30 protein-coding genes and 1 pseudogene are annotated in these 25,811 nt (G+C 69.5%); 27 read left to right on the top strand and 4 right to left on the bottom strand.

Going from position 1 to position 25,811, the window contains the following annotated elements; all coding sequences use genetic code 11:
* The first annotated feature begins 691 nt into the window (after positions 1-691).
* From OG965_RS39930 to OG965_RS39835, 20 genes and pseudogenes are all read left to right on the top strand, one after another.
* Positions 692-1,063, top strand: coding sequence for a hypothetical protein (locus OG965_RS39930; protein WP_371647758.1), 372 nt, complete (start codon positions 692-694; stop codon positions 1,061-1,063).
* 88 nt (positions 1,064-1,151) lie between these two features.
* Complete coding sequence (locus tag OG965_RS39925; RefSeq protein WP_371647759.1) at positions 1,152-1,517, top strand: hypothetical protein; 366 nt, start codon at positions 1,152-1,154, stop codon at positions 1,515-1,517.
* A gap of 77 nt (positions 1,518-1,594) precedes the next feature.
* A complete protein-coding gene (locus tag OG965_RS39920) occupies positions 1,595-2,119 on the top strand; it encodes a hypothetical protein (RefSeq protein WP_371647761.1) in 525 nt (174 codons plus the stop codon).
* Between the two features lie 118 nt (positions 2,120-2,237).
* Positions 2,238-3,416: a DUF932 domain-containing protein gene (locus OG965_RS39915; RefSeq protein WP_371647763.1), complete on the top strand. Its 1,179-nt coding sequence runs from the start codon at positions 2,238-2,240 to the stop codon at positions 3,414-3,416.
* Positions 3,417-3,707: 291 nt separating this feature from the next.
* The gene (locus OG965_RS39910; protein ID WP_371647765.1) at positions 3,708-4,211 is read left to right on the top strand and encodes a hypothetical protein; all 504 of its coding nucleotides are present in this window, start codon (positions 3,708-3,710) and stop codon (positions 4,209-4,211) included.
* A gap of 108 nt (positions 4,212-4,319) precedes the next feature.
* The gene (locus tag OG965_RS39905; RefSeq protein WP_371647767.1) at positions 4,320-4,670 is read left to right on the top strand and encodes a hypothetical protein; all 351 of its coding nucleotides are present in this window, start codon (positions 4,320-4,322) and stop codon (positions 4,668-4,670) included.
* A gap of 137 nt (positions 4,671-4,807) precedes the next feature.
* Positions 4,808-5,050, top strand: coding sequence for a hypothetical protein (locus OG965_RS39900; protein WP_371647769.1), 243 nt, complete (start codon positions 4,808-4,810; stop codon positions 5,048-5,050).
* 46 nt (positions 5,051-5,096) lie between these two features.
* A complete protein-coding gene (locus OG965_RS39895; RefSeq protein ID WP_371647771.1) occupies positions 5,097-5,390 on the top strand; it encodes a hypothetical protein in 294 nt (97 codons plus the stop codon).
* 1,005 nt (positions 5,391-6,395) lie between these two features.
* Complete coding sequence (locus tag OG965_RS39890; protein WP_371647773.1) at positions 6,396-6,743, top strand: hypothetical protein; 348 nt, start codon at positions 6,396-6,398, stop codon at positions 6,741-6,743.
* 65 nt (positions 6,744-6,808) lie between these two features.
* Complete coding sequence (locus tag OG965_RS39885) at positions 6,809-7,150, top strand: hypothetical protein (RefSeq protein ID WP_371647775.1); 342 nt, start codon at positions 6,809-6,811, stop codon at positions 7,148-7,150.
* A complete protein-coding gene (locus OG965_RS39880) occupies positions 7,120-7,806 on the top strand; it encodes a hypothetical protein (protein ID WP_371647777.1) in 687 nt (228 codons plus the stop codon). The genes OG965_RS39885 and OG965_RS39880 overlap by 31 nt, the downstream gene beginning before the upstream one ends.
* A 121-nt stretch (positions 7,807-7,927) precedes the next feature.
* Entirely contained in the window at positions 7,928-8,419 is a 492-nt protein-coding gene (locus tag OG965_RS39875) for a hypothetical protein (RefSeq protein WP_371647779.1), read from the top strand.
* 105 nt (positions 8,420-8,524) lie between these two features.
* Positions 8,525-8,764, top strand: coding sequence for a hypothetical protein (locus OG965_RS39870; protein ID WP_371647781.1), 240 nt, complete (start codon positions 8,525-8,527; stop codon positions 8,762-8,764).
* A 140-nt stretch (positions 8,765-8,904) separates the two neighbouring features.
* The gene (locus tag OG965_RS39865; protein WP_371647783.1) at positions 8,905-10,377 is read left to right on the top strand and encodes a ParB/RepB/Spo0J family partition protein; all 1,473 of its coding nucleotides are present in this window, start codon (positions 8,905-8,907) and stop codon (positions 10,375-10,377) included.
* 89 nt (positions 10,378-10,466) lie between these two features.
* Positions 10,467-10,841, top strand: a complete 375-nt coding sequence (locus OG965_RS39860) for a hypothetical protein (RefSeq protein WP_371647784.1) — start codon at positions 10,467-10,469, stop codon at positions 10,839-10,841.
* A 105-nt stretch (positions 10,842-10,946) separates the two neighbouring features.
* Positions 10,947-11,276 carry a hypothetical protein gene (locus OG965_RS39855; protein WP_371647786.1) on the top strand — a complete coding sequence of 110 codons (330 nt, stop codon included), beginning with the start codon at positions 10,947-10,949 and terminating at the stop codon, positions 11,274-11,276.
* 72 nt (positions 11,277-11,348) lie between these two features.
* Complete coding sequence (locus OG965_RS39850; protein ID WP_371647788.1) at positions 11,349-11,768, top strand: hypothetical protein; 420 nt, start codon at positions 11,349-11,351, stop codon at positions 11,766-11,768.
* A 56-nt stretch (positions 11,769-11,824) separates the two neighbouring features.
* On the top strand, positions 11,825-12,439 hold the full coding sequence (locus tag OG965_RS39845) for a cell envelope biogenesis protein OmpA (RefSeq protein ID WP_371647790.1): 615 nt from the start codon (positions 11,825-11,827) through the stop codon (positions 12,437-12,439).
* A 41-nt stretch (positions 12,440-12,480) separates the two neighbouring features.
* Positions 12,481-13,233, top strand: a complete 753-nt coding sequence (locus OG965_RS39840) for a hypothetical protein (protein ID WP_371647792.1) — start codon at positions 12,481-12,483, stop codon at positions 13,231-13,233.
* A gap of 91 nt (positions 13,234-13,324) precedes the next feature.
* Positions 13,325-13,567, top strand: a pseudogene (locus OG965_RS39835) (single-stranded DNA-binding protein); the annotation flags it as partial.
* A 504-nt stretch (positions 13,568-14,071) separates the two neighbouring features.
* Here OG965_RS39835 and OG965_RS39830 read toward each other — a convergent pair.
* Positions 14,072-14,230: a hypothetical protein gene (locus tag OG965_RS39830; protein ID WP_371647794.1), complete on the bottom strand. Its 159-nt coding sequence runs from the start codon at positions 14,228-14,230 to the stop codon at positions 14,072-14,074.
* 79 nt (positions 14,231-14,309) lie between these two features.
* On the opposite strand from OG965_RS39830, the gene OG965_RS39825 reads away from it, so the two are divergent.
* Both OG965_RS39825 and OG965_RS39820 read left to right on the top strand, forming a co-directional pair.
* A complete protein-coding gene (locus tag OG965_RS39825) occupies positions 14,310-15,533 on the top strand; it encodes a hypothetical protein (RefSeq protein WP_371647796.1) in 1,224 nt (407 codons plus the stop codon).
* A 40-nt stretch (positions 15,534-15,573) separates the two neighbouring features.
* A complete protein-coding gene (locus OG965_RS39820; RefSeq protein ID WP_371647798.1) occupies positions 15,574-16,968 on the top strand; it encodes a DNA cytosine methyltransferase in 1,395 nt (464 codons plus the stop codon).
* Between the two features lie 181 nt (positions 16,969-17,149).
* On the opposite strand, the gene OG965_RS39815 is transcribed toward OG965_RS39820, so the two are convergent.
* Positions 17,150-17,985 (bottom strand): IS5 family transposase gene (locus OG965_RS39815; RefSeq protein ID WP_371656801.1). Its coding sequence is split into 2 segments (ribosomal slippage): positions 17,150-17,616 and positions 17,616-17,985, totalling 837 coding nucleotides; the frame shifts between segments, so codons are not numbered across the junction.
* An 82-nt stretch (positions 17,986-18,067) separates the two neighbouring features.
* A complete protein-coding gene (locus OG965_RS39810; RefSeq protein WP_371647800.1) occupies positions 18,068-19,447 on the bottom strand; it encodes an NF041680 family putative transposase in 1,380 nt (459 codons plus the stop codon).
* 312 nt (positions 19,448-19,759) lie between these two features.
* On the opposite strand from OG965_RS39810, the gene OG965_RS39805 reads away from it, so the two are divergent.
* Positions 19,760-20,374: a hypothetical protein gene (locus tag OG965_RS39805; protein ID WP_371656802.1), complete on the top strand. Its 615-nt coding sequence runs from the start codon at positions 19,760-19,762 to the stop codon at positions 20,372-20,374.
* Between the two features lie 26 nt (positions 20,375-20,400).
* A complete protein-coding gene (locus tag OG965_RS39800; RefSeq protein WP_371647802.1) occupies positions 20,401-21,024 on the top strand; it encodes a hypothetical protein in 624 nt (207 codons plus the stop codon).
* A gap of 151 nt (positions 21,025-21,175) precedes the next feature.
* Here the strand turns inward: OG965_RS39800 and OG965_RS39795 are convergent, their stop codons facing one another.
* Positions 21,176-21,496 (bottom strand): hypothetical protein, encoded by a 321-nt coding sequence (locus OG965_RS39795; RefSeq protein ID WP_371647804.1) that lies wholly within the window; start codon positions 21,494-21,496, stop codon positions 21,176-21,178.
* A gap of 855 nt (positions 21,497-22,351) precedes the next feature.
* On the opposite strand from OG965_RS39795, the gene OG965_RS39790 reads away from it, so the two are divergent.
* From OG965_RS39790 to OG965_RS39780, 3 genes are read left to right on the top strand one after another with little or no spacing between them, the layout of a single operon-like run.
* A complete protein-coding gene (locus OG965_RS39790) occupies positions 22,352-23,419 on the top strand; it encodes a hypothetical protein (RefSeq protein ID WP_371647806.1) in 1,068 nt (355 codons plus the stop codon).
* Between the two features lie 12 nt (positions 23,420-23,431).
* Positions 23,432-24,757: an aspartate aminotransferase family protein gene (locus OG965_RS39785; protein WP_371656800.1), complete on the top strand. Its 1,326-nt coding sequence runs from the start codon at positions 23,432-23,434 to the stop codon at positions 24,755-24,757.
* On the top strand, positions 24,754-25,803 hold the full coding sequence (locus OG965_RS39780) for an alcohol dehydrogenase catalytic domain-containing protein (RefSeq protein WP_371647808.1): 1,050 nt from the start codon (positions 24,754-24,756) through the stop codon (positions 25,801-25,803). Before OG965_RS39785 ends, OG965_RS39780 begins: the two co-directional genes overlap by 4 nt.
* The last annotated feature ends 8 nt before the right edge of the window (positions 25,804-25,811 follow it).

Here is a 25,811-nt window from a genome sequence, read left to right as displayed (position 1 = left end):
CTACGCAGACACGACGCGCCGCCGCTACGCGGCGGGAAAGATGCCGCGCTCCGCGCGGCTAATTCCGGCTTCGCCGGAATTGCTGCCAACTCCGTTGGCAGCGGCACGAATTGCTCCGCAATTCGGCCTGCGGAATTCGCTCCGCGAATTCCTTTGTCTGGCTGGGGGGTTAGGGGCGGGCCGTTTTCCGGCTCCCTCTGCGTTTTTGATGATCCGTCAAAAACGTGTGATTCAGATCTGCTTTGCTGTTCTGATATCCCGTTCTGCCTCTTCTATTTGGTCAACCAAACTGCCTCGTGTGAGGATTCGCCCGCTCAAGCGGCTACCTCCATGCCCCCTCCCGTGGCCCTGTGGGCCACGCCAACGGCCGCGCGGAGGCTCTGCCGACGCGCAAACCCACGAAGCCCGCCCCGATCCCCGAGGCCGCCGCGCAGCCCATGCCCGCCCCACCCTTTTCTCTCATTCGGGCAGGGAGAGCGGCAGCAGAGGGGATGTCAGCACCCCAACCACGGGTGAATGGGCTTCTGACCTGGGGCAATCGTAGGTGGGTGGTCTGGCGAGGTCAGGAGATCGTTCAGGGGATAGCGCAGGGGATTACGCAGGGGGGTCCCCAAGAAGCAAGACACACTATTATATGAAGTCCTGGGGGAGGCGACCCCCTGGGCCGCAGAAGTCCATCGAAGGGGAAGACGTGGAGATCAAGATCTCTGACGGAATCGTCCGCCGGGTGAAGGGCGGTACGGATGCTCCGATGACCGGCCCGGCCATTCAGGCCCGCACGATCGCGAACTTCCTGCCCCTGATCTGCCAGCGGGCAGGAGCGAGCATCGTGCACAACGCCGACGCGAATTACACCGGAATTCGGTTCGAAACCACGGCGGGTGCGGTCGTGCTCGAAATGCCGACCGGCGACCGTCCCTACCGGCTCGTTCACCAGCTGCCGGAGCCCGACGCCATTGGGCGCACCGAAGTGGAGATGCGGCGGTTCCCGCAGATCTACAAGCCGCGTGGGGTCGCGCACATTACGGCTGAATTCCTCACCTCTCGCGGGTTCCTGAAGTAGGCGCAAGCATTCTCCCCCGGGGTTTGGAAGACCTTGCTGTTCGAGCCCCGGGGGGCTCCACGCACCGTGATCGGAAAGGGGACTGATCATGAAGCTCGTGTCGTGTGTGACCGGCGAGGAAATCCCGGCGGGCCGGACCCTTCGTGGACAGGCGGGGGCGGCGGCCGGACAGGCGTGGAAGTTCGAGCGGATCTCTCAGCGGGCCGATGGGACCCACCACGTCCACGTGTCGCGCCCTGGGGGGAAGTTGGGGCGGATCCATCGTGAGTTCCATCCGAGTGCTCTGGGGTGTGAGATCGCGGTGGACATCACGTGGCGCAAGAGCATGGGGCACGCGGCCTACCGGACGTGGTCCAAGGTCGACGACTACCTGTTGGCGGGGATCTTCGCGCTGGTTCCGCTGGCGTTCTTCGAGCATTACCACTGGTCGGAGTTCATCGTCTCCATCTTCTGACCGGTCAGCCACCACGGCGGAGTGGGGCCCGGAACGATTTCGCCTTTCCGGGCTCCCTGTTGGAGGGAAGAGGGATCATGGAAGAGAGCCAGGTGATCGACCGCACCGGCGAGCCGGTGACGCAGGACGAGGCCGAGCAGGCTGAGCACGCACTACGGGAGTGGGCGCGCAGCCGGGGTGTTCCGGGGACGCTGCGGGTGCCGTTGGAGCAGTTCGACGCGATCCTGCCGCTTTTCGTGCTCGGTTGGGCGTCGGCAGTGCGTACGGGGCACACCGCCCCGGCAGTGGCGGGTGTCCCGGTCGACCAGGAGAGCGTACGGCGTGCCTTCCGGCGGCTGAGGTCGGGGCGGGTGGGTGTTCGGCAGTCCGAAGGGCCCACGCTGTGGCAGCAGGTGGACTATCACGGCAGCGTGAGGCGTTGTCACGGCACGTACTGGGTGTGCGCGATCCACACGTACGCAGACCCGTACGGAGGTGTGCCGGAGTTGCGGTACGACCTGTGCGAGGAGGTCGATGTACTCGGGGGTGTGCCCGTGCCGGTGGTGGGGTCGGTGCGTCGTTCGAGCTTGACGCCATTGCCCGTTCACCGCATCCCGGTCTGAGTGTGCTGGTCAGGGGTGGGTTTACCCACCCCTGCAACACACTATTATTGGATTTGTGCGGGGGCCGGTGACCCCGGGCCCCGCACCGCAGAAGCCAACACGAAGGGGAGAACACCGCATGACTCAGCAGTTCGCCGAGCGCGCTATGAGCGTGGCTCCCATGGGCGCCCGCAACGCCGACACGGGCGATCTGGTCCGGATCCTGGAGGACCAGAACCGGCGCAAGCTGGACGTGATCGTGTCCGGGTCCGCGCTGCGGTTCCGTGAGGGCAACGTTCACGTCGACGGCATCGAGTCCCTGATCACCGAGGACGGTGTGACGGACGTCGACGGGATCTACCGGCCCACCGCCGTGGCGGACGAGGGGATCGCGGACAAGCTCCGCATCCCGCTCGCCTACCTGCGCCGCATGCGTACCGAGAACGTCCCGCTGCTGGACGAGAACGTGAACACGTGGCTGCGTGAGGAGCCGGACCGCCGTTACATGCTCCGTGCGTTCCGGGGCGACAATGGCCCCGGCATGGCGCCCAGTGAGGGAGTGGCCCGCGCGCTGCTGTCCGACAGCTACAAGCGGATGGACAACCTCGACATGCTGCTCGCCGCGCTGGACGGGGTCCAGCAGTCCGGCCACCCGACCCGCATCACCGGCTGCGATCTGACGGACCGGCGCATGTACGTGCGCGTCGAGTCCGAAGCGGTCGCCGTCCAGGCCCGCGAGTTGCTGCGCGGCTACCGCTCCCCGTTCGACGAGCGCAGTGGTGACCAGCTGCCGGTGGTCTCGGCCGGTTTCGTGATCACCAACAGTGAGGTCGGTTCCGGGGCGTACACCATCACGCCGCGCGCGGTGATCCAGGTATGCCGCAACGGTCTGACCATGACGCAGGACGTGATGCGCGCCGTGCACCTGGGAGGCAAGCAGGACGAAGGCGTCGTGTCCTGGTCCGGCCAGACTCAGCGCAAGACGCTGGAACTGATCACATCCAAGACCGCCGACGCCGTGCGCACCTTCCTGTCGCGGGAGTACGTCGAGGCCAAGGTCCGGGGAATGGAGGATGCGGCCGGGAAACCGCTGGCCGAGCCGACGAAGACGATCGAGCACGTCACCAAGTCGCTCAGCATCGGTGCTGAGGCCAAGGACAGGATCCTTGCCCACTTCATCCGGGGCGGTCAGGTCACGGCCGGGGGCGTGATGCAGGCCATCACGTCGACCGCACAGACCCTTACCGACGCCGACCAGGCAGCCGCCCTGGAAGCGCTCGCACTGCCCGCGCTCACGGCGGCCGCCGCCCACGGCTGACAGACCCCCGTGCGGGCCGGGCACCTCCCCCAGCCCGGCCCGCACGGGCCTATAGTCCGCCCCGCACCGGTCGGGGCGCCCCAGGCGTCCGGGCGGGCACCGGCCGGCGCCCAGCGCGGAGCGCTCCCCGCCCCTTCCTGAGAGCGCGGAGCGCGCCCCCGTCCCCTGCCGCGTAGCGGCAGCGCAACCCGTCTGCGGAGCAGAGCGCGCGCCCGGAAGACTCCACCGCCCCACGGGCGCGGCCCACCGCCCCCGGTGCTCACCGCCCGTCCCTTCACAAGGAGGACCAGCATGCCCGCACGCCCGGAACTCACCCGTCCCGACGACGCCGCCGCGGCGGCCGCAATGGAACGGTCCCTGACCGCGCTCGCCGCTCTGGTTCTGGCCCTGGGTGACGGCGAACACCAAATCAGTCTCGTGGCCGAACGAACTGACGGGGCGTTCCTGCGGGGTCACGTCGACCTGTCCATCGGCAATCTCTGCACCGATGACATCCCGGTGCGCCTTGCGGTGCTGGACGACGAAGCCTTCTACGCCCTGCGCATCCTGCTCGTGTTCGCGCTGGAGGGCAGCACCGTCCGCAGCGCCGTCCTGGTGGCCACCACCGCCGCTGACCCCCGCCCCCTTGCGTGCGGCTGGACCATCGAGAACGGGTGGCTGCACCCCATCGACACGGCCGAGCTCAAAAAAGCCGTCATCCCCTGCCCCGGCGCTCCCGCCGTGTGGCGAGAGGTCTACGACGCACCGCTCTTGCCCCAGTTCACCGCCTCAGAAGAGGAGGAGGACCGTGGCTGACAGGCCCACCATCACCGTGTACGGCTACCGCACGCGCACCGAGCAGCGCGACGGCATCCGCCGTCGGCGAGCCCAGGCACGCCCCGAATCGCGGGAGTCGGTGTGATCATGCGCTGGCTGATGACCTTGGGTGAGCGCTGCCGCCCCGGCGCCCCCGCCTTCGCCGAGTGTCCCAACCCGCACGAGTCCCGTGCGGTCGCTCTGGTCGACGACGTCGGGCAGCTCTTTCCGGTCCTGCTGGAATGGCAGCGGCTGTTCGGCGCAGAGCTGACAGGCTGGGCTTGCCAGGTTGAGGCGGAAGACATCGAGAACCTTCCGCCGGACGTGGTCGAGAACTGGGGACCCGACCAACTGCGCCTGGACACGATGCCGGGCGGCTACGTGAAGGTGGCCGACTACCGCGACCACCAACCACCGCCCGCCCGCCTCACTCCTGGCTCTTCTCCACTCCGGCGCTGAACCGTGCCTCCCTCAAACCCCAGGTCAAAGGCGGGTTCACACCACCCATGACCACACTATTATGAGTGTTATGGGAGGGGGTGTCCCTCCCACGCACCGCCCCCTCCGGCACCCCGGAAACGACCGAAAGGACCGTGATGATCGAGGAGTTCATGTTCACCGCCAATCCCGGTTCGTTCGGGTACCGGGTCCTCGACCGCCACGACCGCAGCACCAGTTATGGAGTCGTCTGGCGAGATCCCGCCGCATGCAAGTGGGTTGCCGAGTACCCCGCCAGCCATCCGGGCAACGGCGGCGGAATCCCTGGTTTCGCCAGCAGGGAATGGGCCGCGCGCTTCCTGTACCGCTACCACAAGCCCCGGCCCTCCGGCCGCCCCTGACCAGCCATCCGTCCGCCCCACCCCGCTGGTGCAGAAGGGACTTGCCATGGCCACCTTCGGCCACATCACCCCCGAACGCTGCGCCCAGCTCGGCCGCGCTCTCACGTCCGCCGGCCTGTCCTGGCAGGACAACGGCCACCAGGACCGCCCCGAGTTCCTGACCTACACCGCCACCGACCCCCACGGCCGCCGCTGGACCATCAGCCCGGCCACCAGCAACCAGATCACCCCGTCGAAGCCAGCGAGCCTGTGGCAGGCGCGATGCGCCGAGAACAGCCACTCCAGCCCCGTCAGTTCCGCCCGGGCCGTCGCCGAGCACATCCGCTACTTGCCCGCATGACGGGCGCACTGCGCCCCTGGCGCCCAGAGGACTTCGATGATTGGTGCGAGACATGCGGCGCGCCGCCCGGCCAGTTGTGCAAACCACGGTGCAGCACCGGTTACACCGCCGAGGACTTCCGCCGCGACGCCGAGCGTCGGGGCCAGAACGCGGCCGCACCCGCGCGCGCCGATCCCCCTCCACCCCGACCGAAGGAGTGACGTCGTGGCCTCGCCGCAGAACCTGACCACCCAGTCACAGTTTGACGCGTTCGCCGACGAGGTGGCGCGGGAGTTGGGCACGCATTGCCGCACAGCCCCGCCGCCGGTACCGGGAAGGGGTCTGGTCCGCCTCATCGTCGACGGCGACGGCCGCGCCCTGAGTTTGCGCCAGAGCAACCGGCAGCCCGGCCGCCTGACGATCTCTGCGGCCCTGCCGGACGGGTCCCAGGTGAGTCCGCCGTCGATCGGGGTCACGGCCAGCAGCGCCCGTCATGTGGCGCACGAGATCACCCGGCGGCTCTACCCGCTGCACACGCAGGCCGTTGAGCGCGCCGGGGAACTCGCCGCTCTCAGGCAGCGGAGAGCGATGCCCGGCGTACCGTCGCTGACGCCGTGGCCGGTGCACTTCCCGGCGCCGGGGTCACCGAGCGGCATCGGAGCACCAAGATCCTCTGGGAGCACGCGTTCCGCCCGCCCGGGCACAGCGGTCCCGCCTTGCTGGACAGCGTCTTGGTCGTCATCGGGCCCTCGGGCAAGGAGGTGGGCGTCGACGCGTCCGGCCGCCCCGACTGCATGGTCCCCATGCTGGCGGCGTTCGCCGCAGCCGTACGGGCGCGAGACCGCCAGGTCAGTGGCGGGTTCCCCACACCAGAGAACACACTATTATAACTGTTGCGAGGGGGCGTTCATCCCCCTGCGCCGCAGGGCTGCCGCCGCCCTCATGCGACGCGGGCATGCACAGACCGCCGAATCGCGAGCGCTCCGTCGCCCGTCCTCTCCGCCCGCTTCGAGCCCGGGAGTTGCCATGCTCCGCGTACTGCGCCGCCTGGTGCGGCCGTCCCACCTGCGCCTGCCCGTCCGTCCCTTCGGTGCCGGAGTCACCGCGCTCCCGCCCACCGCCCGCGAAGCACTGGGCACCGGTGTCTGCGCCGGGGAGGCCGTGGCCTACAACCGCAGCCGCGTCGCCACCGCGACCGCTCTCACCCTCTATCGCAGCGGCGTCACGCTGCCGATGCCCGACGGTGAACTGGACACCGCCGTGCACGCCCTGGCCTTCCCCTACTCGGTGCCGAGCCCGCAGACGCGTGCCGCGATCCGTGCCGCCCTCGCCGTCCTGGAAGCCGACGACACCCTCACCGTGACCACCGACTGACCAGCAGTCGGCCCGCGCCGTGGGGCTGCTCTCTTCAGGCAGCCCCGCTACGGAAGGAGACTCCTGTGTTCCTCGTGGTACCCGACCCCGCGCACGGACTCGTCGCAGCCCCCCGATGTCCCGATGACCTCACGCCCGACACCGTGGCGATGCTGACCGGCGAGGGATTCGTCTGGAACGGCGAGATCGAGGCGTACGCCCGGCCAACCGGCGACGGCCCCGAGGCCGTGGAGCGCACCGCCGGCGCGCTGCGCGCGCTGGGCCACTTCGTCTACTCCTCCTACACGCCACTGCCCGCCCGCCGAGGACCGCACCACGGCGAGGCCGGGCCGCACACCCCGCTTGTCCGCCCTGTTGCCGCAGAGGGAGTGCCGCCATGCCCCGACGCCGAGCCCAGCCGCCCGTGAGGTACACCGTGGCGGAGCACGGGGGAGTCCACGAGGTCGTGGACACGCTGCACGGGTACGCGCTCAGCAGCCACGCCACCCGCCCGGCAGCGGAGGCCGCTGCGCGGGAGGTGGCTTCCAGTCCGACGGCCGCCGTCGCGGCCGTGGAGGCGCTCGACATGGCTCAGAGCGGTCCGGCGGCCGCCGAGCGGCGGATTCTGCGCCGGTACGGGTATGCCTGGAGCCTGCGCCGGGACGAAATGCTGTCCCTGACGCGGGAGTCCAGCCACCGCCGCCTGGAAGCGCTCGTCCGCGACGGTCATCTGGCCATGGTGTTCAGTCCTGCCTGCCAGCCGTTCTCCACCACACCCGAGCGCTTCGGCCAGTTGTCGCCCCGCTGGGTGCGCGACGCGGACGTGTCCTTCCCGGTCGCCGACCTTGCCCGTCTGGAGCGTGAGCGCCCTGCGCTCAAAGCCCTGCCCGAGCGGGCGTGCTGGGAGCCGTGCGAGCTGCACGGTATCGTGCTGCGGCGGTGTCTGCTGTGCGGGCCGCGCGAGGCCTTCGAGTGCCGGTGGGGCGAGTGCACCGCCAACCGCATCACCGCCTACTGCGAGCGGTGCGCACGGATCGACCCCCGGCGCAGCTTCCCTCTCCCGCCCTATCCGGACCGCGAATAGCGGCAGCTCAGAGGTGGGTTCACACCCCCAAAATACACACTATTATTTTATGTAGTGAGGGTGCGGGCGCACGGACGGCAGGACCGTCCGCCGCGGCCGCACCCCAGGAAGGACACCGCCCGTGAAGCCCGCAGAACTGGACGAACTCCTGACCGCACCGGCCGAGCCGCCCATGCGCGACGCGCTGCGCCGCCTCTCACCCAGGGCTCTGGACGCGCTGATCGTCGAAGCCCTCTTCGCCGCCGAGGAGGGGTGGCGGCAGGTCGTGGTCGACCGCGTCATGGCGCTCGCTGCCCAGCAGCCCGATCAGGGCCGCCCAGTGATCGCCGCCTACATCACAGCGACGGAGCAGCGCACGCCGGAAGGCATGTGCGTCGGCTGGAGCCCGCGCATCGCGGCATTCGCCAGCACCGACGAGGCCCCCGACCTCACGCACAGCACGACCACGGTGACGTTCGTACCGGCGGGCGGGGAGTCCCTGGCCGAAGAGGCGGACGCCGATGCGGAGTTGGCTGAGGCGCTCAGACGGCTGGCGGCCCTGGACCCGCCCGGACACGAGGACGTCCTGCACGTCTACCTGCCCGCCCGGCTGGTCACCCACCTCAAACCCTGACCGCCGGTCCGTGCGGGCGCTTCATGCGCCCGCACGCCGCGCCTTGCCGGTTCCCCTACCCGGCCGGTGCACCAGCGCGCCGAGGAGGTCCCGGCGGCTGAAGACTTGCCGGCCACCACGGGCGCCGACGGACGGGGCCCGCGGGTGCTGTCCGGCCAGCAACTGGGCATTCTCACCCGGGCCATGGACGTGCGGTACGCGCTGCTGCCTTCGGCCGCCCGGCAGCGCCCCGGCTTGGAGGCCGAGACCCGCGCCGCCCACCGCCGCAGTCGGCACCCGAGCCCGGCACCCGAGGAGACCGCCCGCACCCCGCGCCCGAACACGCTCCACACTCCCGGCAGTTGAGTCCGAGGGCGGCAGGCAAATGCGGGATCCCCGCAGGTCAGCGGGTATCTACCCCTTTCAGACTCTCACACTATTATTTTATTAGTGATGCGGGTTGACCCCCGCCGATACGCCGACGCGGCACGCAGAAGGAGCACCCCATGGCTACCGCCGTCCTGACCCCCACCAACCCCACCAAAGAGCACGTCGAACACGAGGAAGACGTCCGGCAGTTCGTCCTCCTCGACCCGGCGCTGCTGGTGCGTGACGAGTGCAACGCGCGCGAGACCGACACCGAGCCGGACGACAAGCTCATCGCCTCGGTCAAGGAACTCGGCGTGGAAGAGCCCGTCAGCGTCCGGCCCCGGCCCGACGGGACCTACAGCGTCTTCAAGGGCTGGCGGCGCGCCCAGGCCGCGCAGGCCGCCAATGCGACCGCCGCACAGGACACCCGCCCCGCCCGCCCCATCAGGGCCTACGTACGCGAGGACCTGGTCGGCCGCGACGGCTGGACGCGGTTCCTGTCCCTGGTGGAGAACGACCACCGCGAGGGCATGAGCGAGCGTGACACCCTGCGGGCCCAGGAACTCTCCCTGATCGACATGAGCGAGGTGGACCAGCGCCGGGCCACCAAGGCCCTGCGCGTCAGCCGTAACGCCGTCCGGCAGGCCAAGGTCGCCCAAGCACTCAACGACGCGACCCTGCGCCGTACGGCGGCCGCAGGCATGGACCTGGAGCAGACCGCCCAGCTCGCCGAGGTCGAACCCGTGCGCGGCGCGGAGAACCGGCTGATGCGGGCACTCCAGCGCGACCAGGACGAGGGGGGCGGCGGTCGCGGCCACTGGGACCAGGAGGTGGCGCTGCTGCGCGCCGAGCAGGCCGACGCCCAGACCCGCGCCAAGGCCGAGGAGGAGCTCAAGGAGGCCAACATCCCGCTGCTGGGCCGGGTGCCGTCCTACGAGAAAGACCCCTCGCGCCCCCTGGCGGAGCTCACCACCGGGCTGGGCAACCCGCTCACCGAGGACAACCACCGCAACTGCCCCGGCCACAGCGCCCGCCTGGACGACGAGCACCGGCCCGTGTGGCACTGCGCCGACCCGGCCGCCTACGGCCACAAAGTCCGCCCGCAGCCCAAGAAACCCCGGACCGAGGCGGACGAGCACAAGGCCGAGGAACGCCGCAGGGTCATCTCGTGCAACCGGGCGTGGAAGGCCGCCGCCGGGCCGCGTCAGCAGTTCATCACCCGGCTCGTGCGCATGAAGGCCCTGCCGGACGCGGCCCGGGTGTTCGCCCAGAACATCCTGCTCACCCTCCCCGGCTTCTACAGCTCCTGGGCCGACAAACGGGAGACCGAGACCGTCGCACGCTTCCTGGGAGTCAAGGAGCCCAAGGCCGACCTCGCCGAGACGGCGGTGCACCTGCCCAAGGCACGCCTGGTGAACGCTGTGTTCGCCCACGTCGCGGCGGCGTGCGAGTACGACATCCGCGAGCCCAAGGCATGGTCGTCCCTCACCGCACCCCAGGCCCGCTACCTGCTGCTCCTGGAATCCCTCGGTCAGGCCGACAACGGCAGCTACCAGCTCTCCGAGGTCGAGCAGCAGGCCCTCACCAGCCACCGGACCGCCGCCGCCTGACCATCCGCCCCTCCCCCTCACCACCCCTGCGGCCGGGCACGGCCCGTGCCCGGCCGGTCGTCCACCTCCGCACAGAGAGGCGAACCAGCATGCCCCCCACGATCGACGACGTCCGTACCTTCATCGGACAGCTGCCCGACGCCGCAGCCGTCGCACAAGTCCAGGAAGCCGCCGCACAGCGACTCCGCGCCATCGACAAGGCCGCCTTCGCCCGCATCCAGTCGGGGCGCCGCGCCCGCATCACCCCCGCACTGCGCTCCAAGCTGCTGCGCGGCAAGACGGGCACCGTGCAGGAACGCAACCGCACCGGCACCCGGGCCGGTTTCCTGCTCGACGAGGAATCCACCCGGCAACTGCGCGCCGACCCGCGCAACAGCCACTACCGCGTCCCCGAGAACGTCCGGCGCTTCCGTCTGCCCGGCAGCGGCGTCCCGCTCTCCTGTCTGGAACTGACCGAGAGCTGACCCCCGGGCCTGCGTCGCGCCGCCCGGCGCGACGCAGGCGCCACCCCGTCCCCACTCCCCAGCCGGGCGTCCCCGCCACCCGGCCCGCGCCCGAAAGAGGCAGCCATGAGCGACTCCCCGCAGGCGGCATCCCCGGTGGACGCCGACGCCCGCGACCAACCCCTCACCCTGGCCGTGCTGCGCCAGCTGCTCCGCAACGACTGGCGCCGCCTGCCCGGCAGCACGCTCGTGGTGCTCTCCGGCGACGCCGAGGGCAACACTTTCTCGCCGTTGGCCAGCTACAGCCACTCCCGGTACGCGCCGACCCTGAGCGGCCTGGTCGGCGACGTCTTCCGCCTGCCCGAGCAGCTGGCCAAGGACCCGGAACTGCGCGAGCTGTTCCCCACCGTCCCCGACAGCGCCGTGCGGGCCCTCGTGCTCTTCCCGCTCGGCTGACCGACCCCCGCACGCGGCGGGGCAGCCCGCCCGGCTGTCCCGCCCTCTCACAAAATCGACGGGTCACCTGCCATGTCCGCTCCCGCACACGCTGCCCCGGACCCGCCCCGCCAGCCGGTGCTGATCATCAGCGACCGACTCGACCACGACCCCATCGGCCTGCTGCCCTGCCCCGTCCCCCTGCACCACTCACCGTCCGCCGTGTTCACCCGCGAGGCCTACCACAAAGCCCCCCTCGTCATCCTGGACGATCGCAGCTACCCCCACTTCTTGCTCCGCCACATGCCCCACCGCCCCGGCCTGATCCTGGCCGCCACCGACCCCGACGACGCCACCGCCTATCCCCGGGCCGCCGCCATCGCCGCCGAAGCCGTCCTGCACGCCGGACAACCTCTCGGCTGGCTGCACCTGCGCCTGCACACCGCCACCGACTTCCGCCACGCCCACTGGGACACCCTGCTCACCACCCCTCCCCCACCACAGAGCAGTTGAAGCGACGCCACGGGCCAGGCGCGCAACCCCATCCCCGCGATTCGAAGGAGCCAGTGATGCCACCGGTCCCCCAACGCTGTGCACGTCGACCGCTGGCCGGCGGGCTGGTCGTGCCCTGGGTGTCCCTGATCCATAACGGCCACGCGGCGTTCGGGAGTCTCGACGCCGAGCGGGCCCGTGCCGCCTTCCTGCACTGCCTGTGCCAGATCTGTGGCCAGTCACTCAACGAGCGGTGCTTCGTGATCGTGCGCCCCGCCGACGTGGCCCAGGGCCATTGCCCGGAACCCGCGCTGCACCCCGAGTGCCTTCCGTACACCGCCGCGCACTGCCCCATGCTCAACGGCACCGCCACCCGCTACCGCCAGCGTCCCGTCCTGGCCAGCCACGCGGCCGGACGGCCCTGCACCGATCCGGCCTGCCCCTGCCCCTCCCTCGCCCCCGACCACGGCGACGCCGCCCGCAACGGCCAACCGGCCGACCGCTACGAGGCCTGGATGATCCACACCCACACCTACCGCCTGGTCTTCCCGCCCGGCCAGATCGACGCGCCCTCGGGCATCAGCCTCGACGTACCCGTCCTGCGCACCCGCGTCCTGCGCACCGCCCCGCTCACGGCCGAACAGGAGCGTCTGATGGCGCTGGTGCACGACCTCCTGGACGGCACACCGTGACCCTTCCCTCCCTGACCATCCCTTCCCAAAGGAGCCTTTCCATGATCACGCCTGACCCGGCCACGCCCGAGGGCGCGGCCGTCATCGACCTGCACGAGCAGATGACCGCGCTCCACGAGCGCGCGGGCGAGTGGCCCGGCGCCGACACCGTCGGCATCCTCGACGCGTGGCTGGCGGGGTTCGACTTCACCAGCCCGCCCGCGCCGTCGCGCACCATCGTCGGCAGCGCCTGGGCGCCGCACCGCGAGGACCGGAACGGGCAGGAGGTGACGCTGTGGGCCGACGAGAACTCCGCGCTGGCCTGCCTGGCGCAGCGTGTGCGCAGCAACTGGGACAACGTGGCCGGGGACGACCGCATCCCGCACTGCCCGCCGATCAGCGACCGTGCGGCCGTCCGCCTGCACTACGGGCCGCGGGCACAACGAGCAGATGAGCGCTACTCGTTGTACGCCGACGACATCGAACTGCCGCTACCGGCTGTCTCCGGCCCCGACGGCTTCCGCTTCCCGGGCGAAGAGATGTGTGCCGAGGCCAACAGTGCGGCCGTCTTCCACCCGATGACGGACCGCGCCGACGAGGGCCTGCCCTGCCTTGAGGTCGCCAAAGTCCTGGTCTTCGCGTACCTGGACGCGGACCGCCGTGCTATGCGGGTCTCGGTGCATCTCGATGCCGCTGACGAGTTGATCGTCCAGCCCAGCGGCACGGTTGCCCTGCTGGTCGAGGTCGGGGACTCCACCGTGTTCTGCGGCGGTGCCGCGCCGACACACGCAGTTCCACCACGGTTGCGGCGATGACTGCGGCGGCTGGTCCGGCGAGGAGGGCCGGCCAAGGGGGATTGACCCCATCCCAACTCACACAATTATTTGGTATCGGAGGTGTTCCCGCATGTCCCCGCCGACCACGCACGTGTCCGGCACCGTCACCAGCGACGTCGAATGCCGCTTCACCGCATCCGGCCTCGCCGTCTGCCGCTTCCAGCTGGCCCAGACCTCACGGCAGTGGGACCCCGCCACGCAGACGTGGCGGGACGGGAACCCGATCACCTACATCTGCACCGCATGGCGGAACCTCGCCCGCAACGCCACCGAATCCCTCACCCGCGGAGTCACCGTCCTGGCCACAGGCCGCATCACCGCGACCAAGGACAACTCCATCCACCTCAGCCTCGACGACCTCGGCATCAGCCTCCGCCAGCGCATCGCCTACACCGAAACCAGCCTGCCCAGCCCGGCCGCCGCCGCCCCCATCACCGCACCCGAAGCGCCCCGACCCGCACCGCCACGGGCTGCTCCCGCTGCGCTCAGCCAGCCGGGCCGCCCTCCCGCCTGGTGGGAGCAGCAGCGGTCTTCCGGCTGGTGCAGCACCACCACCGCGACGGACAACGGCACTTCCCCCCCCCCCCCCCCCCCCCCACGTCGACATCTGACAGCGCTCTCCCGCGCTGAGCTGACCGCCGGCCCTGACTGGCCTCTGCGTGCCGCGCCCGCCACCCAGCATGTGCACACGGACCGCAGTGCCTCGCGGCACGCCGTCCAGGGCACGCACCCCTGCGGCCGCCCTGCCTCCCTCGTCAACAGCCCTCCCCTGCACGGCGGCCCAAGCCCGGGCAGGCAGAGAGGAACCCGCCACGCCTCAGCACGCCGAGTACGTCGAGTTCTTCGACGCCGTCGTCACCGCCCACACCGACGACGAAGACCACGCCCCGCTGCTCCGGATCCCGCGCTCGCGCGGATGGCCCGCGCCGGTGACGTCGCCGACGGCGACCTGACCCTGCCCGCCGTATCCCCGCACGGAGCGGACTACTTCAACGCCTGCTGCTCATCATCCCCGCCCAGACCCGGCCCGGCCCGGCCGCGAAGGAGCCCGTGCCATGCCAAGCACCGCGTACAGCCTCTTCCTGCCCGGCCTGACCGCCGACGACGACCTGGACACCGTCATCAACTGGGGGCTCGGCGCCGACTCCACCGCCTACCTCGCCCGCATGCTCACCGACCCCGCCGCCCACGGCATCGACCTCCAGCGCACCGCCGTCCTCTACATGGCCACGGGCAGCGAGTGGCCCGAAACCCGGCTGCTGTGTACGGAGTTCATGCTCCCACTGCTGCGCCAGCACCGCGTGCGGTTCGTCCAGCTGGCCCGCAACAGACATCTCAAGGCGGACGGGATCACCGTGCTGGACGACTGCCGCCACCCTGAGCAGCTCCACGCCCGTGGAGCGTGGACGCTGTGGGAGGAGATGGAGTCCGTCGGCACCGTTCCCCAGCAGGCCGGGGCGCGCAAGTGCAGCCTCCGGGCCAAGGGCGAGGTCGGTGACCTGTGGCTCGGCCGGGTCTTCGGCGGCCGCCCCTTCCGGCAGATCCTGGGCTTCAACGCCGACGAGCCGGGCCGCCTCTTGAATGACACCACTCACTCGAAGATCCCGGGCCGCACCGGGGTGTTCCCGCTCATCGAATGGGGCTGGGGCAGGCGCGAGGTCGAGGACTACCTCCACCTGCGGTTCGGCGTCCACTGGCCCAAGTCGTACTGCACCTTCTGCTGCTTCCCCGTCTCCATGGGCGCGCTGCCCGCCCACCTGGAGCGCATGCGCACCCACCCGGACATCGCCGGACAGGTGCTGCGCCTGGAGTACACCGCGATGAGCCTCAACCCCAACGCCACGCTCTACGGCAGGACCGGCAGCCTCCTGGACATGCTGGACCCCTCCCAGCTACGGGACCGGGCCTGCCTGGAGGCCTTCGCACGCGAACTCGACACGCCCTGGGCGCTCTACCACGTGCGCCGCCTGTTCCTGCTGACCGCCGACGGCCGACGCCGCCCCGTGATGCGCTCCACCGAACGCGTCGACCTCGGCCACCCCCAGCTACTCGCCCGGCGACTGACCTCCCTCTCCCAGCGGCACCGCGTCGACGTCGAGCACGACCGGCTCTACGGGCGCGCCCGGGCCTGGGTCCGCCCCCGCCAAGACGGCTGGCCGATGGCCGAGGAACTGTTCTGCACCGCCCCGGCCCACGTGATCGACAAGCAGGACGGCGGCTTCGACAAGGCGTGGGACGCCCTGCTTTCGGGCTCCGGCGCGCAGCTCCAGCTGCCCTGACGCAGCCATCCACCTCTCTTTGAAGAGCAGGAACTTCGACGTGATCACCGTGACCGACTTGTTCTGCGGCGCCGGTGGCTCCACTCTCGGGGCCGAGCTGATTGACGGCGTCCGCGTGCGGATGGCGGCCAACCATGCCCGGCACGCCATCGACACCCACCAGCACAACCATCCGCACACCGACCACGACTGCGCCGACATTTCCCAGGTCGTCCCGGCCAAGTACCCGCGCACCGACATCCTGTGGGCGTCACCGGAATGCACCCACCACACCCGGGCCCGGGGCAAAAAGCGCTGCTACGGGGAGTTCAACGACGGGCTGTTCGCCACCGACGGCACGGACGAAGCCGCCATCCGCTCACGGGCCACCATGCACGACGTCGCCCGCTTCGCCGAGCACCACCGCTACCGGGCGATCATCGTCGAGAACGTGCCCGACGCCCGCTGGTGGGGACCCGCAGATGCTCCGGGGTTCGCGTTCGACACCTGGGTGCGCAGCGTCGCCCTGTGGGGCCCGTACCTGTACCGGATCGTCTACCTGGACTCCGCCCATGCCCAGGCCGCCGGTCCCGGCTCCCGCTCCCGCCGCCCGCGGATGTATGTCGTCTTCTGGCGCCAGGGCGACCGCGCGCCCGACTTCGACAAGTGGTTGCGCCCCTACGGGATCTGCCCCGCGCACGGCCGTGTCCATCTGATGCAGTCCTTCAAACGGACGCGGGTGTGCAGCCCGGAGCGCCCCTGGGGCGTCTACGGCGTCAAGACGGGCCAGTATCTCTACCGCTGTCCCCACGTCACCTGCCGCAACCAGGTGGTCGAACCGCCCGTGCGCGGCGCGATCGAGGCCCTGGACCTCACCCTTCCCGCCCAGATGCTCGGGGAGCGGCTCAGGCCTCTGGCGCCCAACACCATGCGGAAGATCAGCGCAGGGTGGGACAGGTACCAGCGGGTGCACGGCCCAGGTGCCTTCATCGAGCCGTACATGGTCGAGCTGCACGGCGGCGGCTCCACGCACCGCCGGGCCAGCGAGCCAATGTCCACGCTGACCGCCGGTGGCATCAACCACGGCGTCGTCTACGCCGATCCGGCCTCCCACGAGCTCCTGCCGTACTACGGCAACAGCACGGCGCAGCCCGTGACCCAGCCGATGCCCACCCTCACCACCCACGACCGCCACGGGCTGATCGGCTACGCCACCAGCCTGGAGGAGTGCCGGTACCGGATGATCCGGGCCCGGGAGGCAGCACGGGCGATGGAGTTCCCCGACACCTTCGTCTTCCTCGGACGGCGCGAGCAGCAGGTCGAGATGATCGGCAACGCCGTCACCTCCAACGCGGGCCGGGACCTGGTCGGCATGGTCGTCGAGGCCCTGACGGGCCAGGACACCGTGGCAGGGGCAGCGGCCCCGCACAGCCAGCCTGTGCAGGAGGCGGCGTAATTGAGGCGGCCCGCGCAGGAACCGCTGCCCATCGCGAACGCGCCGGAGGCAGCACCGGCGTCGTCTTGGTGCCAGCGCTGGCACCGGGGCAGGCATTCGTGGCGGCACGTACGAGAGGGGGCTTCGACCGCCGCGACTACCACGTCGAGGTCATCGCCGAACTGGAGCAGGCTAAGAGGTCCTAACAAAGGCGTTGGACGTGGCGGTGGGTGATGAGGCAGGTGGCGAGTCCGAGGAAGGCTTCGTGGATGTCGTCGCGTCGTTCCCAGCGGATGCGTAGTCGGCGGAAGCCGTGGAGCCAGGCGATGGTCCGTTCCACAACCCACCGGTGGACTCCGAGGCCGGATCCGTGCGGGACGCCGCGGCGGGCGATCACCGGTTTGACACCCATTGCCCAGACGAGACGGCGGTATTTGTCGTGGTCGTAGCCGCGGTCGCCGAGCAGGCTGTCGGGGCGGTTGCGTGGCCGTCCGACGAGGCCGGCAACAGACGGGATCTTCTTCAGCAGGGGTATCAGCTGGGTGATGTCGTTGCGGTTGCCGCCGGTCAGCGAGACGGCGAGTGGGATGCCCTGGCCGTCGACGATGAGGTGGTGTTTGCTGCCCGGACGTGCTCGGTCGACCGGGCTGGGACCGCTTTTGGGCCCCGTCGAGCTGCCCTGACGTGGGAGGAGTCGATCACCGCCCTCGACCAGTCCAGCTTCTTCGCGACCCGCAGCTTCTTCAGCAGCACCAAGTGCAGTTGGTCCCAGACGCCGGCATCGTTCCACGCTGCCAGGCGCCGCCAGCAGGTCATACCGGATCCGAACCCCAGCTCCTGCGGCAGGTACTCCCACTGGATCCCGGTATGCAGCACGAACAGGATCCCGCAGAGTGCCTGCCGGTCCGGTACCCGGGGGCGTCCCTCCACCTGTTTCGGCGCCGGACCCGGAAGCAACGGCTCAATGAGCGACCACAGTTCATCCGACACGATCCAAGGCCGCGACTGACGTTTCCCCACGGCCAGACCAACGACCATCCGAACCAAAAGTCACATGATCAACAACTTCTGTTAGGGCCTCTAAGCTTCGCTTTTATCCCTGAGAGTGGTGGATCGTAGGTCATGCGGTTGTTTTGACTGCTGGATGGCGGGGTGCGGGGCCTCGTCGGCTGCCTGGTGGTCGGCCGGTGGAACGTCCGCAGGGTTGTGGTGGGTTGGTCAGTGTTCCCACTGCTGCCTGAACATGACGAAATCGTCGACGGACCCGGCCAGGTGTGAGCCGATTTGATGGCAGTGGTTTCTCCCAGGGCAGGCGGTGGTCGGTGACCAGGGGGCGGGCGAGGCGGAGTTGGGTGTAGGCGACGAGCACGATCCAGGTCCATCGGTCGGCCTGTTCCGGGGTGCGCGGGCGGGGCAGGGTCCAGTTCAGTGTCTGGCGGGCGAAGCGGAAGGTGTGCTCGATGTCGAAGCGGCGGGTATAGGCCCGCCAGAGCAAATCCGGATCGGGAACCTGGCCGGAGGGTCCCGCCCACCACAGCCACAACGTCTTCGGTGCCCTGGCCCGGCCGGGCAGCCGGTCGACGCTGAGGCGGACCACGGTGCCCGGGACGACAGGGCGAGGGCCACGGCTGCCATGCCCGTCATGCTGCTGGGTCTTGGCGTGCAGGCGGTGCCAGAGCTGCACGGTGACCACGCCGTACTGCTCGTCCGCACATGAGTGGACGGAGTCCGGGGTCGGCCAGGTGGCGGGATCGGCACAGGTGAACTTCGCGCCGTGGCGCCGCGGCCGCCCCGCGACCGTCGTCCTGCGGGGTGGCGGGTCGGCGTAGAAGCACCGGTCGGAGCGGACCCGGACCAGGATCTGAGCCGGACTGCCGGTGAGGTCGAGCGCGAGGCGGACGGAGTCGTACCCGCCATCGAAGACGAACAGCGGGCTCCGAGCGCCCAGTTCGGGACGCCGTTGCAGCAGGCCGCGGATCTGGCGGGCGGCGATGGTGCTGGGGTTCTCGCCCGGGAGCAGGCGCCGGGCATCGACCGGAGCGCTCCACGAGTTCGTGCTCAGCTCCAGGCCGGCCAGCCAGGAATAGGCCCAGCCTGCCACGATCGGCTGGCCCGCCGAGTGCCTGGAGGGGTGGTAGTAGTAACCGCGGCCGGGCGAGCACTCGGCATCACTGCGGACCCACACACTCACATCCACCGCGAACACCGGACACGACACACCAGGCAGCGAGTCGGCCAGCAACTCACGTGCCGCTTCGGGATCCACTCGGCCCTGGGCCAAGGCGGCGTAGGTGCTGCCGTGACCACGTCGGTGCAGCCCGTCCAGCGACAGATACGGCAGCGAGACGACCGGCCCGGCCGCCAGTAGAGCGTCCGTCAGCTCAAACAACGCATCCGCGCGCCGGACCAGACAGGCATACCAACTCCTACGAAAGCGCATCAGGTTGGCTTGCCCCTGGCGGGACATCCCGGGCCCGAGCACACTGACAGCGACGGCCATCGCGTCCTCCCCTGGTCTTCACCTACCTGGAGAGTCCCGCGATGGCCGTTCCATGTCCCACACATCACCCAACCAACCATGCAGGCCCACGGCGCAGGGATAAAAGCGAAGCTAAGGGCCGAATGCGCGGACTCGCTCCGGCTGATGCGCCTGTTCAGCATCACCGATGCAGACCGCCATGCGCTATGTCAGCACCGCCTGCCGGAAGCGCACCGCGAAACTACCCAGGTAGCGGGCCCACCCTGAGCCCGATACCGCTAAAGCCCGTGGCGGGTGTAGCAGCGGATCCGGCATCATCCCCATGTGATCGTGATGCAACCCGTTCTGGAGATCCTTACTGCCGACGACTTCGCGCTTTGGCCGGTTGGTGAGCGCGACTTCTACGGCTACCTCGTACTGGACGGGAAGCTGACTCCGGCGGAGGTCGGCACGGCCGTCATGCGAATCGCCGACTGCAATGACTTCGAGCCGGAGGAGGAGCACGGGCCGTGCCCGACCGACCCGCTCGGCACATTCCTGCACGGACTGCTCACCATGCCTGATCTGTTCGCCGCCGGAGGGTTCCGGGTGACCGACAACGCCACCGTCTTCGTCGAGCCGGGCTGCTGCAACGGCCTGGAGACCTGGCGGGATTGGCTGGAGGTGCTCGACGGCACCGGCTGCTCCTCCTTCGGTCACGATCCGTCCTCGGTGGCCGAACGCGTTGGCGACATCGTCCGGCCGACACTCGACGCCCACGGGACGGACGGCAGCCCAGTGATCGAACTGTCAGTAGACCAGGTACGCAGGCTCGTCTCGGGCGCCCAGCAGGATTTGCAGGACTTCCTCAGCCTTGCCGGAACCTGGGCTGAACAACACCTGCCGGCACACGCTGCCGCCGTCACTGCCGCCCTGGCACGGGCACTGGACCTGGCGCCCCCACAATGACCAGTTTCCTGACCCACCGAGCGCGCGTGCACGACGCCTGCCTTCCCCTCCGCCGCCGGCACAGTGCGCTGCGGACCTGCATCACCCTCTTTGCTCCGTACGGCTTCCGGGCGACCTACCACCACCTCACGCTCAGCGCCGCGATCCCTCGGCGGCTGGAGGCGGACCCGGACGCGCTGGTGCGTGCGGTGGAGGAACTGTATGAGGCGCGGGTGCTGTGGCTCGCGCGGGCGGAGAAGTACGCAGCGCAACGCCGGGCGGAGAAGCGGGCCGGGCGCCGGGCTGTAGTGACCCCGCGACCGTGGTGGCTGCGGAGCTGGTGGGAGGCCCCGAACCGCGCCTGGTACGAAGACCCGTTTCGCCATCCGTCGCTGCGGCTGCCCGAGTACGTCCGGCGACAGAACGCGATTCTGGACGGCGCCGATCTCCCCGGCTGCCCAGCATGCGGCGACGAGAGACCGCTGATGTCGAACTCGACCGGGCACGGCTGGGTGGAACTGTGCCGGGGGTGCGCGTGGGTGCTGGCGCCATGTCCGTGCGGGCAGCGGCACCGGTTCGTCCCGGAGACCCCGTTCAACTGGAACGGGATCTGGCAGCGGGCGCACATGCGCGATGACGGCATGCCTAACCCACACTGGCCTGCGGGCTAGCCAGTTGGATGCGGCACGGGGGGCTTGAGTGTGGCTGATCAGCCGGGTGGCACGCGCTCTTCAAATCATTGCCCGCCGCGCAGGTGATCGTTGCCCGGCACTCCTCGTAGCGAAGGGATATCGCGGACGCTACCGAGAGGGTGCCGGCCGGTCACCACACGTCGATGGACCAGACGTCGCCCCTCTGGTGTCCGTCTGGATCTGGGTCGCCTGACCCGTACGGGTCAGGGTCGGCGACCACGTGGATGCGGGCGGCGGACCCGGATACGCGGTAGCAGTCCATGTCACTCGACGTGTTGTGCTTGTCGAGTTCGATCGTGTGGCCCAGGGCCAGGATGGCGGCCTGCAGTTCCTTGAAGGGGACTCTGGGTGCGAATTCCCCGTACTCCCGCGAGAGCGGGGACGGCACGGTGTTCGGGGACTGGTCGTACAGCAGCCGTTGGATCTTCACGCCGAAGCCGAAGCACGACATCTGCCCTTGCCACCCTGGCTGGTCCGGCGAAAAGTTAATTTCCACGAGCCCGTAGTCCCGCCGCAGTAGGCCACCACCGGGAACATCAAGGCATCTCGCCCCCAGGGCGGCCTCCCAGGCTTCCGGGTCGGCACCGAGGCCAACTCCCAGGACCTCACCGCAAACGGCGACGTGAGCGTAGAAGCCAAAAGCGGACACCCGTCAGCTCCCTCAACTATCCGGACAGGACACCACCTGCTGATCTCGGCACAGGACAGGCGGATCACTTCCCTGCATTCGGTGATCGTACAGAGCGGCCAGTCATGGCAGTCGCCGGGTAAGTTCGTCGCCGTCGTCGAAGTCGAAGTCCCAGGCGGGATGTGTATTTCAGATCAGCCGTGGTCTTCCCATTCCTCCTGGCAGAACCGGGGTTCGCTCACCATGTCCCGTCAGCTAAGCCGGAACCCGCACGTGGGACCGCCGAGCCATCAACAGGCACGCAGGTTTCGGCTTACCAACGTTCAGGATTCCGGAAACCGGCGCGCTTCCGGCCGGACGGCACAGAAGATCCGCCGCCAGGAGCAGGGCCACCAGTACACGGCCGCCAAGCTCACCGCGCTGGGCTTCGCAGCTGCGGCCTGGCGGGGACCCGACCGCGTGGCTGCACGAGGCGCTGGCCGCAACCGGTGCCCGCAGGGTCCGGCACCGCGGTGTTCACCGTTTCTGCGGACAGTTGCTGCGTGTTGCCGCCTGGCCTGTGACGGTATCAGGATGAGAGGGTTGCGGCCGATGGCTGCCGCCCGAGGCACCCTTTCCTGCCGACATTCGCAGCTATACGCTGCGTCTACTCAGGCGCCGGGGAGGAGTTGGGCTTTGGTGGACCAGGGGCAGGCATTCACTGTCTGGTCGTATCGCGGTGCGTATGAAGTTCGATGGATCTCGCTGAAGCGTGCCCTTCCGACGGGGCTGTCCGCATCGGACCGGCTCGTAGTCGACGCCACCGTGCTGGCAGGACACCCGGAAGTTGGAACACTCGCGTCTACCGCCCCCACGCTGCCGGTCGTGGCCGAGGAAGACCTCAAGTCACTCGAAGGCGCCCTGCTGGTCGTGACGTGGCTTCTCGATTCCGGCTTCGACCGCGGCGGCACGCTTTACGTGATCGGCGGTGGAACGGTTCAGGACGCCGCCGCGTTCGCAGCCTCCATCGTCCACCGCGGCGCCCGTTGGGTGTTCGTGCCGACCACTCTCCTGGCCCAGGGCGACAGCTGTATCGGCAGCAAGTCGTCGATCAATCACCGGGGTTACAAGAATCAGCTCGGCACCTTCCACCCGCCGGCCGAGGTCATTGTCGACGACGCGTTCCTGGGCACTCTGGCGCCGCGCGATGTCCAGTCCGGCATTGGCGAGATGCTCCACTACGCCGCTCTAGGAGGCGACACGGTATGGGCGGCCTTCGAGGCGGAACTGTCCGGGGGTTGGGAGCGGCTCAGCACAGCGGACATGTCCGCCCTGGCCAGGCGGGCCATGACGGTCAAGAAGGACTTCGTCGAAACCGATGAATTCGACACCGGACTCCGCAGGAACCTTAACTTCGGGCACACTTTCGGCCACGGGATCGAATACGCATCGAAGGGCCACATTCCCCACGGGATCGCGGTGGCCTACGGCATGGAGTGCGCGAACGCCTACGCCGAGAAGCTCGGCATCCTGGCCCCGGAGGTCCGCGCACGAATCGGCCTGATCATCCGCGGCCTGGTGGACGGGAGCGAACTCCGGGAGGTCAGCGCCTCCCAGATCGTGAGCGGCATGGCGCAGGACAAGAAGCGAGTGGGCGATGAAGCCGAGCTGATCCTCCTGGAGGACCTGGGGCGGCCGGTCAGGGTGAGCGCGCGGCTGGACGGGCACCTCGAACGGTTCCTCGAACACGTCCTTGACACTTGGTGAGCCGAGCGGGCCATGACCGGTACCGCCGGCAGCCGCCGAAACGGAGTGCCCGTGGACCGTTACGCCACTTCTCACGCCTCCTACGCCCGGACCAGGCGTTCACTGGCCCGGGGCGTTTCGTCGGCCATGAAGGCGACACAGGCCCCTGTGCCCATCACCGCCAGCCGGGGCGCGGGCAGCCGCATCTGGGACGTCGACGGAAACGAATACGTGGACTTCACGCTCTCCTTCGGCCCTATGCTCCTCGGCCAGTCCCCGGACGTGGTCAAAGACGCGGTACGAAGCCAGCTGAACCGCGGTATCGGGTTCGGCGCGGGAAACCAGCACGAGGCGCCGTTTGCTGAACTCCTCTGCGAGGTCGTGCCGTCGGCAGAACTCGTGATCTTCAGCAACACAGGCACGGAGGCGGTCCAGGCGGCGCTGCGCGTCGCCCGGGCGGCGACGGGGCGGAGCAGAGTCGTCAAGTTCCGCGGTCACTACCACGGATGGCTCGACTCCATGCATATCGCCATTCCGGGACTGCAAGGGGACGGCCCGGGAACCGCCGGACAGGATCCCCTTGCCGCGCAGCAGGTGACGATCTGCCCGTGGAACGACACCAGGGCACTCGCCGCCGCGCTGGCCGACGACGTGGCCGCCGTCATCATGGAGCCCCTTAACATCAACGGCGGCTGTTTCGCGCCCGAGCCCGGATACCTGGAAGAGGTTCGGCAGCTGACCCGGGAGGCCGGCGCTCTGCTGATCTTCGATGAGGTAATTACCGGTTTTCGAGTGGCGCTGGGCGGGGCGCAGGAACTCCTCGGGGTCGTACCGGACCTGACGGTCCTGGGCAAGGCCCTCGGCTCCGGGTTCCCGATCAGTGCCGTGTGCGGGTCCCGAGACGTCATGTCGGTGGTCGCTACAGGTACCGTTGCGCACATGGGCAACTTCAACGGCAGCCCGCTCGCCGCCGCGGCTGGATTCGCTGGCATCAATCACCTGCGCGAGCACCGTGAAGAGGTCTACCCGAGGCTGGAGTCCGCGATGAAGGTGATCGCCGGAGCGTTCGAGCGAGCCAACTCCGAGCATGGACTACCTGTCCAGTTCAACCACACGGTCGGCGCCGGCTTCGGCTTTGTCGCGGAGCAACCGGTGCGCGAGCACGGCGACCGCCTCCTGTCCGACGCGCAGGCCTACGGCAGGTTCGCAGCCCGTCTGCTCGACAAGGGCGTGTTCGTTCCGGCGCGGGGGCTCTGGTACGTCTCGACGGAGCACTCCGCGGAGGACCTCGCACGCGCCGCCGGCGCCGTACTCGCCGTCGCCGCCGAATTCACCGACATGAGGGGAGACGACCTGTGAAGGCCGTGGTCGCCACAGCGCCCGGGCCCGACCGGGTGGCTCTGCTGGATGTCGAGGAGGTGGCCTGCCGACCCGGGCACGTCATCGTGCGGGTGGAAGCGGTCGGCATCTGCGGGAGCGAGATCCACATCCAGCAGGGCGACGTCTCCTGGGACATGACCTACCCGGTCACCCTCGGCCACGAGTTCTCCGGAGTGGTCGTCGAGGCAGGGGCCGGAGTGACTTCGTTCGCGGTGGGCGACCGCGTCGTCTCCGAGACGGCCGCCGAGATAGACGCCGCGTCCGAATGGGCCCGGACCGGTGTGTACAACCTCGATCCGAACCGTCGCGGTTTCGGCGCACGGGCGGACGGAGGCATGGCCGAACGGGTGGTCGTTCCCGAGCGGTGCCTGCACCGGCTTCCGGACAATGTCTCCTTCAAGCAGGGGGCTCTGACCGAGCCGGTATGCGTGGCCTATCAGGCGACCTGTGTCCGCACGGAGATCCGTCCCGGTGATGCCGTTGCCGTCGTCGGGGCTGGCACTATCGGGCTGCTCAGCGCGTGGCTCGCCACCCTCGGTGGGGCCGGCCCCGTGGTCGTGGTGGGGCTGCCTGGAGACGCCTGGAGAGCCCCGACGATGCAGGCGATGGGGCCGATACGGTTCGCCGCGTCCGTCGAGGAGGCGCGCGCTGCCCTGGAGCGCCGCGGTCGGGCCGGAGCCGACGCTGTCATCGATGCTGCCGGGGCCAGCGAGGCGCTCCGTACCGCTCTGGAACTGGCACGGCCCTTGGGCCAGGTGACGAAGGTGGGGTGGGGGCCGCAACCCTATGCATACTCGCTCGATTCGCTCGTGGCCAAGCAACTCACCCTTCGCGGGAGCTTTTCGCATACATGGACCGTGTGGGAGCGGGTGCTGGCGCTGCTGGCGGACGGCGCCGGCGAGGTGGTCGAGCGGATTGTCGGCTGGGAGGGAACTCTGGACGACTGGGCGACCGGCTTTGGACTCCAGGCCGAAGGAGCTGTGATCAAAGGGATGCTGCTGCCTCGGTCCTGCCCGGCAGGGTGACTGCTGGG

It is taken from the genome of Streptomyces sp. NBC_00224 (assembly GCF_041435195.1).
Taxonomy (GTDB): Bacteria; Actinomycetota; Actinomycetes; order Streptomycetales; family Streptomycetaceae; genus Streptomyces.
The sequence above is the reverse complement of the archived record's forward strand: the minus strand, read 5'-3'. Positions and strand labels throughout refer to the sequence as shown.